General features: G+C 43.6%; 7 protein-coding genes and 1 pseudogene. 7 read left to right on the forward strand and 1 reads right to left on the reverse strand.

Going from position 1 to position 15,982, the window contains the following annotated elements:
- The first annotated feature begins 50 nt into the window (after positions 1–50).
- The 7 genes and pseudogenes from QUA16_RS09735 to QUA16_RS09765 all read left to right on the forward strand — a co-directional run.
- The gene (locus QUA16_RS09735; protein ID WP_333103079.1) at positions 51–12,263 is read left to right on the forward strand and encodes a DUF4114 domain-containing protein; all 12,213 of its coding nucleotides are present in this window, start codon (positions 51–53) and stop codon (positions 12,261–12,263) included.
- A 131-nt stretch (positions 12,264–12,394) separates the two neighbouring features.
- Entirely contained in the window at positions 12,395–12,553 is a 159-nt protein-coding gene (locus QUA16_RS09740) for a hypothetical protein (RefSeq protein ID WP_333181114.1), read from the forward strand.
- A 158-nt stretch (positions 12,554–12,711) separates the two neighbouring features.
- A complete protein-coding gene (locus QUA16_RS09745) occupies positions 12,712–13,065 on the forward strand; it encodes a hypothetical protein (protein WP_333103082.1) in 354 nt (117 codons plus the stop codon).
- A 71-nt stretch (positions 13,066–13,136) separates the two neighbouring features.
- Entirely contained in the window at positions 13,137–14,192 is a 1,056-nt protein-coding gene (locus tag QUA16_RS09750; protein ID WP_333103083.1) for an IS630 family transposase, read from the forward strand.
- A 17-nt stretch (positions 14,193–14,209) separates the two neighbouring features.
- Positions 14,210–14,656, forward strand: a complete 447-nt coding sequence (locus tag QUA16_RS09755) for a hypothetical protein (RefSeq protein ID WP_333103084.1) — start codon at positions 14,210–14,212, stop codon at positions 14,654–14,656.
- A gap of 292 nt (positions 14,657–14,948) precedes the next feature.
- Positions 14,949–15,158, forward strand: a complete 210-nt coding sequence (locus QUA16_RS09760) for a DUF433 domain-containing protein (RefSeq protein WP_333103087.1) — start codon at positions 14,949–14,951, stop codon at positions 15,156–15,158.
- A gap of 119 nt (positions 15,159–15,277) precedes the next feature.
- A pseudogene (locus tag QUA16_RS09765) lies at positions 15,278–15,433 on the forward strand (DUF5615 family PIN-like protein); the annotation flags it as partial.
- 250 nt (positions 15,434–15,683) lie between these two features.
- Here the strand turns inward: QUA16_RS09765 and QUA16_RS09770 are convergent.
- The gene (locus tag QUA16_RS09770; RefSeq protein ID WP_333103089.1) at positions 15,684–15,881 is read right to left on the reverse strand and encodes a hypothetical protein; all 198 of its coding nucleotides are present in this window, start codon (positions 15,879–15,881) and stop codon (positions 15,684–15,686) included.
- Positions 15,882–15,982 lie beyond the last annotated feature (101 nt).

Consider the following 15,982-nt stretch of genomic DNA (forward strand, 5'->3'; position numbering starts at 1 on the left):
CTCCGAATGAATCTGTCTCGAAAACCGAGGTTACTACTTCGGATCAGGCTGTGACACCAGCGGTGACAATTGAAGAGGAAAAAGAGCCGATCGCACCGGTTTCCACTCCGAATGAATCTGTCTCGAAAACCGAGGTTACTACTTCGGATCAGGCTGTGACACCAGCGGTGACAATTGAAGAGAAAAAAGAGCCGATCGCACCTGTTTCCACTAATCCTGAATCTATCTCGAAAACCGAGGTTGCTACTTCAGATATAACAGTGACGCCATCGGTGAAAAATGAAGAGAAAAAAGAGCCGATCGCACCTGTTTCCACTCCGAATAAATCTGTATCAAAAACCGAGGTTGCTACTTCAGAGACAACTGTAGCGCCGGTGGTGAGAATTGAAGAGGAAAAAGAGGCGATCGCACCGGTTTCCACTCCGAATGAATCTATCTCGAAAACCGAGGTTGCTACTTCGGATCAGGCTGTGACACCACTGGTGACAATTGAAGAGGAAAAAAAGGCGATCGCACCTGTTTCCACTCCGAATGAATCTGTCTCGAAAACCGAGGTTACTACTTCGGATCAGGCTGTGACACCACTGGTGACAATTGAAGAGGAAAAAAAGGCGATCGCGCCGACAGCCGCGACTCACTCTGTTTCCGTTTCCGAACCGAAAGCCACGACAATTGAAAGTAAACAAGAGCCGATCGCAACTTCTGTTTCTCCCTCAATCAAAGATGCTGGGGCTTCAGAGCCTACTGTGATGACAGCCGTGGAAACTGAAACGAAAATAGAGGCGATCGCACCGACTTCCACTAATCATGAACTCAATATAAATAAAGATGCGACAACTTCAGAAACGAAGGAAACAGCATCAACTTTAATAGGACTTACCGACGAGGACTCAGAAACCGGGTTTTTCTACGAAAATACTTCTTCGTTGCAGCCCGCAGATTTGGTAAAAAACCCGGTTTCTTCGGTCGAAGTGCCTAATTTCTTTTTAACTGAACCTCAAACAAAAACTAATACAAATCAGTCAACTGCCGAAACTACTAACGCTCAAAATCCAGTTATTCTCCCAACTCAAGAAGTCGCTAAATCAGAATTAGATATTCCTACAACTAACTCATTGTCGAATATCACACCTGGAGTATGGACTGTTGGCGAAACGGGTCAAGTCAGCTTTGATTTCCTCGTTGATGGCGGTCTTTATGAGGGAGAAATTGCGATCGTTAATTTATCGGGAATGGAGCAATATCCGCCGAATTCTGATGCTTTTAGACAAGAAGCAGTTAAACGTGCTTTAAGCAGTTCAGAATTGGGTCATATTGCGATTCGCGATCGCCTGGAAGGTGCGAGATTTAGCGGTGAATTTGGCGAACCAAATGTTAATCATGGTCAATACCAAGGTATCAAAACTTTTGCGATGCCACCAGGGGCTAAATTTGCAGTGATGTTAGTTCCTAATGGCACTGTGCAAGAGATATCGGAATCTCCCAGTCTTTGGCAGGATAAAACTCCCCTGTTTTCGATTCCAGCAGCTAATGCCGACAGTCAAGTAATGCTGGCTGATTTCACTGGAAAAGGTAATACTTTTGCTTGGGAAGATATACCAGGAAACCAGGCCGATCGCGATTTTAATGACTTAATTTTTGCGATCGATGGCGCGACGACCAACGTACCAGAACTCGCAGGAAATGTCAATGCCAATACTCAATGGCTGGAGTCAAAAGTCGGCCAGGAAATTTTAACTCAGTCTTTAGTTAACGATCAGCCTCCTGCGATTAAACCCGTTGCAGATGTTGCCTTGACTCCCGCACAACCAACCCGCACAATTGACCTTAGTCAAGTATTTATTGACCAGGAAACTAGCACTTTAAAATATGAAGTAGTTGATGGTAATAGTGCCTCGTTAGCTGTCAGTTTAGATGGAGATAAATTGCAACTGACAGGATTGCCACAATCAGGTGTTACTGATGTCATAATTCGGGCAACGGATGCAACAGGTAATTCTGTCATTCACAATTTTTCAGTTACTAATAGCAATCTCAGTACGGATTCCATTGCTGCTGTCAATACTGCCTTGACAGATTTAACGAAAGTCATTAATCAAAATTCGGCAAATTTCAGCGAAGGTTTGATCAGCGAAGCAGCCACAGAATCCCTGATCAATCTCACAACTTTATTAGAGCAATATCCCGATGCCCTGCCGCTGTTCAATAAACCAGATTCTCTGGCTAAGCTTGGCATAAGCGACAGCAATATTCTCACTCTCCGACAATTACTGCAAAGTCCAGAGGTGGGAGCGGAATTCGGGCTATCAGTGTCTTTAGGGGAAGCTTTAAGCCAGCCTGATTCCACGGGATTTGATGAGTTTTTGCTGAATGCTGATGAGGCTATTTCTCTGCTGCCCTCTGATGCTAAGCAGCCGAAAGTTGGATTTATTGACTTTACGGAGGGAGAACACGTTCAGCGAGTTACTTCTGCATTTTCCTCGATTAATTCTCTGGCTAAGTACGACACTTTTACCGTCAATCGGGGGGATTGGGCTGAGCAATTGAGGCGGTTTGTAGATGGGGTGAAAGCAAATGGTGAAAATCGGGCGATCGCCAATCTCAGTTTCGATTTATCCCAATTAGATGATATCGGCATTACCACTCGTTACGAACTCACTCCTGAAGAACAAGCAGCGATTCAATATGCCCGCGAAAATAATGTTTTGCTAGTTGTTTCAGCAGGCAATACGGGCGGGGTAATGTCGGCTTTGGGAGCGGCTAGCAAGATATTTGATAACATTATTACTGTCGGTGCTGTCAATCAATTTGAGTCTAAAACTGACTATTCTGCCTACGGTGACGGACTCGATTTAATGGCTCCTGGGGGCTCGTGGGCGAACGATCCTAATGCTTTTGTCGGCACTTCGCGATCGGCATCCTATGTCACAGCCGCAGCTTCTTTAGTTTGGGCGGCAAATCCAGCATTAAGTTTGACACAAGTCAAGCAATTGCTGATAGATACAGCAGCGGATTTGAATACACCTGGATGGGATAAAGAAACTGGGGCGGGTTTGGTAGATGTGAAAAGTGCGATCGATCGCGCTTTGTCAATGCAACCAACTCCAGCCCCCGTAAAATCAGAGGTTCAGGTAAGTTTATTCAGCGGGGAAGGTCGCGTAGAGACTTTAGCAAGAGCGGCATCTGAGCCAACTCAAAAGGCGATTTCTGACTTAGAAAAAGCTCAGCAAGATTTACTCGAACAGTGGCAAATCTTAGCAGATTTGGGTAATCCGTCTCTCAACTTGTCAGATTTAGAAGCTGACGCGATCGCGAAAATTGCTGATGCTTTGAATAAGTATCAACAAGTGAGCACTGATGCTGGCATTACTGATGCTCACAACCAACAAAGAGTCGAAGAATTAGCCCTCGCAACGAGTCACTATCAAATTGAAAACGAGCGACTACAAAATCTTTTGGCACAGCAAAAGGAACTTGAGGATAGGTTAGCTAAACTTGGGGCAAATAAATCTGCTTTAGAGACAGAAACTCAAAAAATGTTAGAGGGAATTCAAGCACAAGTTGCCAAAGCTGAGTCAGATTTGGCTAAAGCTAAAGCTAAATTGCTCAATCCTTTTGCGAATGTTGGTGATAATTTGCAGACAGATCCCGCACCTTGGCGCGAAGCTGCAAATAAACAAGAGGAATTTGCCTCTAATTTCCAAGAACAAGCTGCGATTCAAAATGCAGAAGCGACGAGATTTAGTGCGATTTCTAATAACATTAATCCCCTCCGCTGGCAACCTGTGGGTTCAGAACAAGGCAGATGCGGCCGCCGGCGAGAAATTTGGGGTATGGCAAATGACCCGAACTTGTTAAAACAGAAAAATAAATCGCAATGGCTATCCCAAATTGCTACTCAAAATTCTCAAAATTTACAGCAGCTATCACAGCAAGCAACACAGCAGCAAGGTACTTTGAATGAGTACGCTCAATTCCTAGAAGAAAGACCGAACAATCTCGGTGAAGACGGTATTGAGAAAGCCGATAAAGTGCTGCAAATTTTGGAAGCACAAGCCGTACAACAAGCAAAAATTGCTGAAAATTATGCTAATTTAGCTGCTATTGCTGCATCGCGCCAACAGCAAAATCAAACTCAAGCTAATTGGCACAATTCTCAAGTTAATCGTTGGGAACAAGTAGGTACTAAACGGACTGGTCGTTCTGGAAAAAATACCGAACCTGTTTATGGATGGGTACACTATCCCGAACATATTGGGCCGCGAGATATGGCTCAACAATTAGCTAATCAAGCCGCTTCTGAGTCTCAAGCTTACGCACAGTTAGCACAACAAGCACAGCAACAAGCAAGTGCGCTGCAAGAACAGGCAAGAAAGTTAGAAACTGGAATTAAAGATTGGCCTGTTTTGAAACAGGGAATTGACTATGAAATTGCGGCGGATGCGTTGCGCTTGCAAGCGGAAAAAGATTTGTTTGCTTTGCACGATCCGGTACAGCGGCAAAAGTTAGAAACGCTACTTCAAGAAATCGATCTAGCTGAAAAAGAACTGCAAAGACTGGAAAATGAACAGATTCCCGCGCAACAGCAGTTAACCGATTTAACCGAAAATCGGTTGAAAGAAAGTCAGGCTAAGTTAGAGGCAATTCAAGCTGAGAAAGCTGAAGCTGCGAAGAATTTGCAAAACTTTTTAGAAACTGCTGGTTTCTTGTTGCCTTATCGCGAGAGGTTGTGGGCGGTTGACAAACAAATTGAGAAGTTAGAATCCGAACAACTGAATGCGTTCAAGACAATGCTGGAGTTGCAGAATCAATTGCAGAAAAATCCCAGCGATAGTTTGCAGCAACAGTGGGATAACTGGGGAAGTTATTTGCAGAATTTAGAGCAAGAATTGGCTTGGGCTAAGTTGCAGCGCGACCAGTTAGCAATGGCTTTGGCTGATTCGCCGGAACGATTGGCGATCGCTAACTTAATCAACAATCTCGAAACCGCACCCACATCTATCAATCCAAAATCCAAAATCCAAAATCTCAAATCCTATGAGGGAAGTAGCGCGAATTTCCTCGCCGGGTTTGATAATTTAGATAGTCGTTTAACTCAAGGAAAAACTGAGCAAGCACAAACAGATAAAGCTCTGGCTGTACTCAAAAAAGAATATCGCGAATTGGGTTTGAAGAAAGCCGATTTAGAAGATGTTCAGATTCCGGCTAAACAAAAGCAAATTGTTGATAAAGACAAGGAAATTGAAGGGACGCAAAGTGCGATCGCCCAAACTATATCCCGTTTATCGACGGTTTCTGCCGCGCAACTGACGGATCTTCCAAGTGCGATCGCCTCTACAAATGCCGCAATTCAGCAGCAAAAATCGGCGGTACAAGGCTATCAAAATCAAATCAATCAAGCCTTTGCTACTGCTAACTCATTGGAACAGCAACGGCAAGCTAATCAAAATGCAGCTAATTACTGGAACGGTCAGGTTTATGTGTTTAATGCCGATGCTTATCTAGCTTATTACCCTGACGTTGCAAAAGCCTTTGGCTGGAACGGACAATTAGCTTACTGGCACTATCTCTCCTATGGCAGATACGAAGGACGATTGCCTAATCCCCAAGCAGCCGTCTATCGAAATAATCATCAAGCTGCTGCTAATTCTTTTGCACAACAGCGAGATTTAGCTAGCTCAACTGCACAACTACTCAATGGGACTTTCCAGCCTCAAATTGCGACGGCTCAAGAACAAATAGGCACACTGGAAACAGACAAGAACCTTTTAGTTCAGCTATCAGGATTAAATGCTCAAATATCGCAGCAACAACAGCAGCGGGATACTCTTGTCCAAGATTTAGAAAAGCTGAATCAACTAAAAGCTGATACCGAACAAAAACTGATTGACAAATATCTAGAAATTGAACTTACCAGTCAATACTTGGAGCAAGTTGAAGGTGAAGTCGATCGCCTGCAAAGTCGCCTCGATGTTCTCAATCGCACTGGTGTTTTACAAACTAAGTATCAGCAGGATTGGAACGCATGGCAGCAAGCAAATCAAACTCAAGTAACTGCCACTGAATCTTTATTGGCAACTCGTCAAGCTGGAGCAGCAGACAGGCAACAATTGGCAGATTTGCAGTCACAATTAAAGCCTGTTCAAGATAATTTGCAAAAAGGTCGATCGCTCCAAACATCTCTTGCCGATACTCAACAAGCCCTCGCTTTTACCAACCTGCAAATCGGCAATCAAAATTTAGTGATTCAAAGTGCGATCGATAACGATGCTGGACTCGCAGCAGCGGAACGAGCTTACTTGAATTTAGCTGAAGCAAGTCGGCAAAAAACCTGGTATTGGAACGGCAGTGCTTGGGCTTACAATGCTGGCGAAGCTGCGGCCTATCGCAGTCATTTGCAAGCAGCTTCATTTATCGCAGATGAGCGGAACAAACTGTGGCAACGCCGTCAAGAAGCAGCTAAAAAAATTAACGAACTCACTCAGAAAGCCGCCGAACAACAGTCACAAATTGCCACTCTTAACTCCCAGTTACAAGCGCTGGGAGGAGTGCCACAACTGGAAGCGGAGTTTAATCGGGTACAAAGTGCGATCGCCACTACAAATCAGCGCTTGCAACCCCTGCAAAATCGCGAAAATCAACTGATTCAAACCATCAAAAATGCAGCCTCTCAAGCCGCAAATTTGGCAGCAGAACTGGCACAAACCACTCAATTAAAATCAACCTCACTGCGTCAGTTAATTGGTTTGGGAATGCTGGCTTCGGAATCCGATGTAGATTTCTTTGCAACACAAGTCGAGCCACAAGTCAATACTCATTTGGAAAAACTGCGCGGTCAAGGCCAGGATTTGACAAATCAAATCAATAGCATTAATGAATTAGTTGCTGATTGGGAACAACAACTCGCCAATACAACAGATCCGGTGAGTCAGGAATATCTGAAGAATTTGATTCAACTATCAAAATCTCAGCTTAGTAGTTTAGAAGCATTGCAAGCATCGAGTCAAACTGCCGCTGATGATTTAGAAAAATTGCTGAAACAAGCAACAGAAGCGCTGCTTCCCTTGCGGCAAAAGCAAGAATTAGAAATCCGCCAGAAGCTAGAAAGCAATGAAAATCGCCTCAATGCTTTGCAATCTCAACTCAATTCCGAAAACGCGGCTGAGGCGGCAATTAAAGATGACACTGTGCTAGCTCATGCCCAACTTACCGACCAAGTTCGCCAAGATTTAACTAATAGCGTCAACAACACAACTCAAGACCTATTAGAGGGCAACCCGATGACTAAAAAATTGGGTGATAACCAGCAAAAATTGTCTGAATCTGTTGACACTTTGATAGCTGAAATTAACGATCGATTTGCTGAACCATACGGTGACTATCAGCGGAGTGAGGCGAATCTGGAGGACGGGATTAAGACTCTGGGGGTGGTGGAAAATCTCGCCGATGCACTTGATGGTAGTGTTACTTCTACTGAGCAAGCAATTGAGAAAATTAAACTCCGCATTAAACAGGATGATGAGTTGTGGCAAGAAATTGCTCCGATTGCTATTCGTTACGGTGTTGAGTCGCAGGAATTGAAGGATTATCAAGCACAAATTGAGGCAATTCAAACTGAAAATAACCAGAAAAAAGCACAACAAGTTGAACCATTACTCGCACAAGCAGCAGCATTAGAGCAACAAGCTCAGACTGCCTCCAAGCAAGGACGGTATCAACTACGTCAACAAGCAGCTAATCTGCGGCAACAAGCTGATGCTATTCAGAAACAGTTATCTACAGAGATAGATGCAGCTACTAAAGAATTAAGAGCGCAATTCCTCAAAGACCATCCTGAAAACGGTACAGCGATTAATTTGTTGCAAGGAGCAACTTTAGAAGGACGCAGCCCAAATCAGCACATATCCAACTTGTTAAATTCAACAGTGGATACATTGCTAGCTGCTGATGCTGTCGAAGGGCGCAATCCAAATCAAGCATTATTTGATAAAGCAAAAGCCGAACAAGCATCACATGAAGCGCAAGGTTATGCAGCTTTAGCACAAGCAGACTGGTACGAACAACGAGCTGCTTATCATTGGGCTGTCAGTCGCAAAAATGGGCCAACTTGGACGGAGTGGCGGCGAGTTTGTAAGCGTCGATTCTTGCGTCGTAAAAAATGTTGGGATGAACAAGTTACTCATGTTGATCACGATTGGATTCTTTGGGATACCTACTCTAAGTTATTTCCCCAGTTGCGGCAACAGGGAATTGCACATCTCGCAGAAGCCGATAAATGGCGCAAGGAAAAAGAGCGAATCGAACCATTGGCGAAACAGTGGACTGAGGCAAATAATGCGGCCAATGAAGCCCAACCTCCTGTTAAAGAAGCCCGCGATTTCTTTGCACAATTAGAAGAGGCTCGCAAGTCGATTCCTGGTGACAAAATTCAATTAGAATTCTTAGAAAATCTGTTGCCAACGCTGAAGCAACAGTTAGAACAAGCCGAGGCTGAAGCCGCCGCTCAAAATGCTAAAGTGCAACAACAATGGGAAGACTACGATACTAATTCTGAGGAGTATCGCGCTGCTGTTGCTGATATTCTGGCACGTCGCGGGGAACTCAACAAACAAGCCATAGAAACTCAGCAACAAATTGCTGATGTAGAAAAATGGGTTGAGCGGCAAAGTGTAGCCCTAGCACCGGAATTAGCAGGCACAAATGCGCTAATTGATTCCCTGAAACAGCAACAGCAAGCAATTACTAATCAAATTGCAGAATTTGTCAAACAAGGTGCTACTGTAGATGGTTGGCAAGACTTATACAGCAAAGAAGCACAGTTAAAACAAACCTTGCAGCTACTAACAAATAAAGCTGCAATCCTCACCGCCCAGCAAACCGCGCTGACTCAAAAACGCACGCTGTTAACAGCACAAAACGAGGTAATTCTTGCCGAACAAAGGTTACTCGATGCCTACACCAAAGACCCCGATGCCGACACTAGCAATTTGCAGCAACAATTGCAAGATGCCCGCGCTGCTTTAGCCGAAGCCCAGCGCTTAGCAGAACAAGCTGAAGCTGCTAGCAAGATTCTCACCGCACCATTGCAACAGTTGAAAGAAGATTTGTTGGTGCAAAATGACGAACATCTCAAGCAAGCAAGGGAAAATCAACAGATTCTGAAAGCGCTGGTAGAAGCAACTCAGGCGAATGCTAACTACACTCTGCAAGCTGCACAAAAACAGCAAGAAGTCAACAATTTAGAGTTACAAATTTTGAAGCGATTGCAGGAAGCAACTGACGCGGGTTTCAAAGAAGCGAAAGCACTGCTAGATGTGGCTAAGCACAACGACATGGCGACGGCGGCAGAGATTTACTATCGCGATTACAGCGACTTAGCCAGCGATAAAGGCAATAGCTCTAGCCCTGGTTTAGCGCAGCCTCAAGACCGGATTTTAGCTGACAGATACTATCAGGAAATGCTGAATAACCGGGAATTGCAGCGTCGCGCTCAAGCACAAGCCGATGCCTTTGATGCGGTGAAAACAACCGCAGAAGCGCAGATGAAAACGCTGCAAGCACAGCAAGAAACGGCTGCTAAATTGTTGAGCGATTTAAATGACAAAATTGCCGAAACACAGGAGGAAAAGGAGAAAAAAGAGCAGGAATTAGCCATTGCTCAAGCACGTCTCGATGGCATTACTCGCATCCGCGAACAAACGGAACAAACTTTTATTCAGTTAGTAACCATTGAAAAACTGAATTTAGCCCAAGCGCAATTAGAGCAAGAAATTGCCGAATCGCGTCAGAAGGGAATTGATGAAGCAGTGCAAGCGAGGATGGAGCGAGACAGAGTAGAAACGGCACGTCAGAGAACAGAAACTGTTGCCAAAATCGAACAGTTGCGGCAACTGCAAGCGGAAGATAATTTGCGGCAGTCTTTAAATGAAGCGCGGGGAAATCTGGGAATGACTACCCTCGAAGCAACGGACGATCCGGTGCAATTGCAAACTCAATTAGCGGGACTTCTCGCATCGCTGAAAGATTTGGAAACTCAGCAGCAATCTGATTTGCCAGCGGATTTGAAGGCGTTGTTAGCAGAAGCGCGGGGTGATATCCATGAAGCGCTGCAAGGGAAAGAAGCAGCCAATATTCAGGAAAATCTGCTGAAGGCAATGGACGGTTTGATCGGGCAAATTCAGCAGTACAAAACTGAGATAAGTCGCATCGATTTAGAGGAACAGTGGGATACTCAGTTGTTGCAAACAGCCCAAACAGATTTGCAAGGTGCTTCTCAACAATTGTTGAAAGAGTTGCAGCGTGCTGAGGAATTATCGGGTGAAAAGCAGGTGATTGAGCCGCTGTATATGGAGGCTTTGACTAAGGTTGCTTATGCGGAACAAGCGGTGAGTATTTCTGAGGATTTGGCTAAGCAGTCGAAGGAGATGTTGGAGCAAATTATCAAGCAGCGGGTGGCTGAACGGAAGGCGCGGAAGAAGGCTTTTTGGAATAAGATTTTGGGGATTATTTCCCAAGTTACGGGGATTCTCAGCACTGTTTTGATGATTCTCTCTCCTGCTTTTCCTGCACTGATTCCCTTTTCTATTGGTTTGGGTGCTGTTAGTGCCGGAATTAGTGCCATTCAATCAGCCATTAATGGTGACTGGATGGGAGCAATTTTCAGTGTAGTAATGACTGGAGTAAACGTCGTTACTGCTGGTATGGGCAATGCCATTTCTTCAACAGCATTGCACGTCATTCAGGGATTACAGGCTGTAGCTACAGGTGCTTTCAATGGGGCACGTTCTATTATGTCCGGCGAAAGTATTTTAGGTGCGTTGCAAATCCTCGGTGGCTTTGCTTCAGCAGTGACACCAGGACTGAAATCGCTGCTCGATAAATGCTCCCCAGCTATCCAGAAAGTGATGGTATCGATAATTGGTTCGCTCCAGAAAGCGCCAGAATTGATTTACAAAGGTGTTAAATCAATTCAAAAAGGCGACTGGTTTGCAGCAATTGGTAATATCTTCAACGCTGTTCTTGCGATCGGTAAGAGCTTTGCTGGCAATTTTAACAAGGCTGTGGAGGGTATTTTGAAGACAGTTGATAAAGTTGGTAATACTGCTTTGTACTTAGGTAATGCGATTAAGGATGGCGGGATTGAGGGTTGGTTGTCTGGTATTGACGGGATTTTGGGTCTTTGGAAAGATGATCTAAGCAAGCTGGTTAAGGATATCAAGGAAAAGGATAAGTTTACGTCTACCCAAGAAACAGGAATTACTGATTCAGAATTAATGCGTATGACCGATAAACAGGTTGAACAAATGGGTGGTTTAGAACTATTACGACGGAAGTATATCCTTATCGAAGAAAATGCTTCACCACAAGAGCGTGAAAAATATGAAAACAAGTTCGGCGAATATGCTCCTGGTGAGCGAGCATGGTGGGAGGCACATCCTACATTAATTGCTGGCCCAGGTGGAGCAATTTCTACTGAGCGACAAAAACAAGCTCAAGCTATCTTTGGTGTCCAATTACCTGACGGTCGTCGCATTCATCCAAATGTCCAAGACTTAAATGATGGTCATGGAGATTTAGCTCTAAGATATCTTGGGCAAGAGATTAAAATTTCCGGCAACAAGAACATTGATGAAGTTTTCAATCAAACAATAGGCAGTCTCTTCAAGTTTAATTGGAACGACATATCAATAGATGTACCGGAAAGTCAAGACGGGATTCTTGAAGCAGGTGATTATCTATCATTTCGCAATAAAACAGGTAGAATACCTGCACCTACGCCGACTGGTCCCGATTATTACATTCCTCCCGAAACACCTTGGATTAGTTCTGATGATTTTGGACATCATGATGATGTGAGAGTTATTGCAATTGATAGAGATCCATCAAAAAAGATGATCACTATGACGGTTGAAACTTTAGAAGATCATTTTCTAGTCGGTCGGCGCTCCTTCAGACTTATCGATCAAGGCAATGGTATCTACAAGTTTGAAACAGCAGCTGTAGATCGATTTGCTAATAATTTCGCAGGTTGGGCTGCCACGCTAACACCAGGTGTACAAAATGAAGCCAAAGCTATATGGCGAGATCTGTTTGCCAATCAATTTACTAAGGTTCTGGGAGGTCGCCCTATCAGCCCACCTATTGAGTATTCAAAGGATGTGCAGTTTAAACAAACCGAAATTACAAATGGTTTAAAAGAGGTGAAAAATATAGAACACTACTCTCGACTCATGCAATCACTTCAAGAGTTAAAGCTAAAATAACTACTTGCCTGGTGACAGTCTTTCAAGAGGATATTGGATCGCCGCTTCATATCCTCTCTTTCTACAACCTAACCCAACATCAATCGCGCTTCCCCAACCCCCAAAATCTCATCAAAAACTCAGAGGTAATTATGTCTTCTCAAAACATCCTGCAACAAATCAAAAACTCCCAATTCCTTTTACCAACGAGTCGCGATCCGCCTCCGACACCCTACGCGATCGCCCTTAGCAAAAATCTCAACAAACAGAAACCTTTGCGATCGCCAGCCTACTCAATGAGATTATCCTGAATTGGAATAGCTAAGAGCGCTCATTCCTTTCTTTTGCCAACATACCTGGTAAGCGATCGCCCTCTCGCCAACCCTCTATTTCTACGCTTGTGCGATCGCCTTAACAAAACTTAGAGATTAGAGGAATAATCGTTCAAAACTTATCTGAAGGAATTTATATGTCTCTTCTCAAAAAAACCAAAATTATGTTGATAGCGGCTTTCATCTTGGGTATGGCGGCTAAACCCAGTTTCTCTGCCATTTTCAACGTTGCATCTGACTTTTCTGTAACTAATAACCCCAATGGCGCTTGGCGCTACGGCTGGTCATCAAGCCTTGGATCTAACTTCAACCTGTATAGCAACTCAGGAAAGTTCACTCCTACCATCGACTCGTGGTACTATCCTACAAAAGCTTGGCCGCCTTTTGTCGTCCACAACTCAACTGCAACTGAAGACAATTCTCATCCGACAATAACGTACCAACCCAGTCAATTAAGCTTTCACCCCGGTTATTACGGAGAATATAAGTAGGTCGGCGAGAAAAAACAAAACTATGTTAAGATATGTAAATAAAGGTATAGCTCTAGTGGGGTAACTAATATATGGGCGCTAGATTAAGAGTATTTCTGACTCAAAAGCAAGACGAAACCCTATTAAATCTGAGAAAGGCGAAATTACCACAAAAAGTTAAAGATCGAGCCGAAGTAATCAGGTTAAATGCACATGGCTGGTATGTTGAGAAAATAGCTGCTCACTTTAGCTGGGCTTCACAAACCGTGAGAGTAGTTTTACATAAATGGGAAAAGTTTGGTATAGAAAGCCTTTGGGAAAAACCAGGTCGAGGGGGAAAGCAAGCGTGGAAAGAAGAGGATATAGAGTTTTTGGAAGAATGCCTTAAAAAAGAACCACGTACATATAACAGTTTTCAATTAGCTGATAAATTAGAAAAAGAGCGCTCTATTAAATTAAGTCCCGACAGATTAAGACGGGTACTAAAAAAAAAGGGGATTATTTGGAAAAGAGCTAGTCCAAGTCATAAAGGAAAACAAGACCCCAAACAACGAGAAATAAAGCAATCAGACCTAGATATGTTGGAATTAGCAGCCGCTGCGGGAGAAATCGACTTAAAGTATTTAGATGAATCAGGATTTTGTGCGTGGAGTAAACCTAGTTATACCTATTACAAAAAAGGCGAGCAAAAACGTATACAACAAACTAAAAGTCGAGGTCGTAGATTAAGTATTGTTGGAATTTTTGAACCTTTAAGTAGCTTTGTATATGGTTTGGTCATTGGAGGTGTTGATCGAAAAGCTTATATTCAGATAATGGAGAAAGAAGCGCAAGAAGCGGCCCAAATGAAACGGCTGAGAATCATTGTACAAGACAACGGTCCAATACACCGATGTCAGGAGGTTAAACAGTTGTGGTCAAAGTGGGAAGGTCAGGGTTTATATATCTTTTTCTTGCCCAAATATTGTTCCGAAATGAACCCAATTGAATTAGAGTGGCAACACATTAAAGAAGATGAATTAGCGGGACAAATGTTTGACGATGAATTAGAACTCGCCTACGCCGTAATGGAGGGAGTAGAAGTTAGAGGAAAAAGAGGAGATTACCGTACACAACGTATTAAATTTAAGTCCCTTCACCCTACTTAATGTTTTGTTACATACCTGTGAATTTCCCCGCCGACCTACTTAGCATTGTCCGCTGGATTGCGCCTGAAGCGGCAACCTACTCACTTGCTACAATGTTTACCGGCCTCGATCATGTTGGGCCGACTACAACAGATGTTCACGTTCTTCATAACAATATTGTACTTTTCAGTAACTTGATTAACGGCTTTGGTGCTTCTAGTACCAAGTCATTTGCTACGGCTGGGACGGTTCAAGCTGGTGACACGATTGATTTTGCTGTTGGTTATGGCAGCAACCAGACTTACTTGTTCGACTCGACGGGTTTGGATGCCACTATTTCAACGACACCCCCAGCCGTTTCCGAATCCGTACCCGAACCTTCTACTGTATTAGGTGGATTGGCGTTTAGTGCTTTTATTGCCAAAATGCGGATGAAACGCAAACCGCAACAGAAACTTTTGGAGTCCAAAGATTCTGACAAATGAATCAAAGCAAACATCACTTCTGGTTGTTCGCAGCAAGGGTCTAAAATTAGAGATAAATCTGATATAACACGATCGCACACCTCTCCCAGAAACCGGGTTTCTGCGATAACTTTTGCATCCTACCGAAATATTTAGGAAGAAACCCGGTTTCTTAATCCACGCGCACCCTTCGGCCAGAAACCGGGTTTCTGCAATAACTTTTGCATTTCAACGCAATATTTAGGCAGAAACCCGGTTTCTTAATCTATGCGATCGCCCTCTGATATAATGCAATAAACCCCCAATTTTTACTATGAAACAATTAACCAGAATCACCCTTAATCCCCAAGTTATGGGAGGTAAACCTTGTATTCGAGGCATGAGAGTGACAGTAGGCGCGATCGTTGGTCTCATGGCCTCCGGTCACACCCCCGCCGACATTCTTAAAGCTTACCCTTATTTAGAAGAAGCGGATATTTATGAAGCCCTAGCTTATGCAGCTTGGCGAGTGGAAGAACAATAAGTCCCCTTGTTTCTGGCCTGAAAATATTAATATAAATGAACCTATCACCCGACTGGGTTTTTGTTTTTGCTAAATACTCAATTGACTCTGTTCACTGGTAAAATGTAGGAGATCCAACCGCCCTAGACCAAATTATTATGGCTTGGGCTGTTACCAACGACTACATTGTTTTCACTCACGACCTAGATTTTGGCATACTTCTAGCTACTACCCAGGCTAATGCTCCAAGTGTAATTCAGGTAAGAACTCAAGATATTTTGCCAGCTACTTTATAAAATATAGTAATTCCCGTTCGGCGTCAGTTTGAATCAGAATTAGATGGCGGTGCTTTAATCACGATCGATCCCTCACGTTCCCGAATCCGGATTCTGCCGATTATTACATAAGCCAGAAATATAACCCCTAGAATCAGAAGTGCGATCGCCCCTCTGCCAGAAACCTGGTTTCTGCCATAACTTTTGCATCCTAACGAAATATTTAGGAAGAAACCAGGTTTCTTAATTCACGCGAGCCCCAACTTTTAGATTATTTCCGCAGCACCCAACTGATAATTATCGTGATAGTCGCACTGGCAATTAAAGTGAAAGCAAGTTGCACTACCCACTGAGTCGCTTGCTGGTAATTATAAAAGCGATCGTTAAACTTTTCTACATCGCTAGATAGCTTATCTAACTTTTCGATTACATCCGCCAATGTTGGTTCTTGATTAGGTGTACTGGTCATTTGTCATTTCCTCTAACCGCTAATTCTATGGTACTATATTCCGGGAGCGATCGCCCTCAACACAAGATACAATTAAAGGAAGTAATCACTCCGACCATTCA

The sequence above is a fragment of the Microcoleus sp. S13_C3 genome (assembly GCF_036700905.1).
GTDB lineage: Bacteria > Cyanobacteriota > Cyanobacteriia > Cyanobacteriales > Microcoleaceae > Microcoleus.

Coding starts and splice junctions, on each gene's coding strand:
- QUA16_RS09760 (WP_333103087.1), top strand. CDS start 14,949: ATGAAACAATTAACCAGAATCACCCTTAATCCCCAAGTTATGGGAGGT.
- QUA16_RS09750 (WP_333103083.1), top strand. CDS start 13,137: ATGGGCGCTAGATTAAGAGTATTTCTGACTCAAAAGCAAGACGAAACC.
- QUA16_RS09745 (WP_333103082.1), top strand. CDS start 12,712: ATGTCTCTTCTCAAAAAAACCAAAATTATGTTGATAGCGGCTTTCATC.
- QUA16_RS09770 (WP_333103089.1), bottom strand. CDS start 15,881: ATGACCAGTACACCTAATCAAGAACCAACATTGGCGGATGTAATCGAA.
- QUA16_RS09740 (WP_333181114.1), top strand. CDS start 12,395: ATGTCTTCTCAAAACATCCTGCAACAAATCAAAAACTCCCAATTCCTT.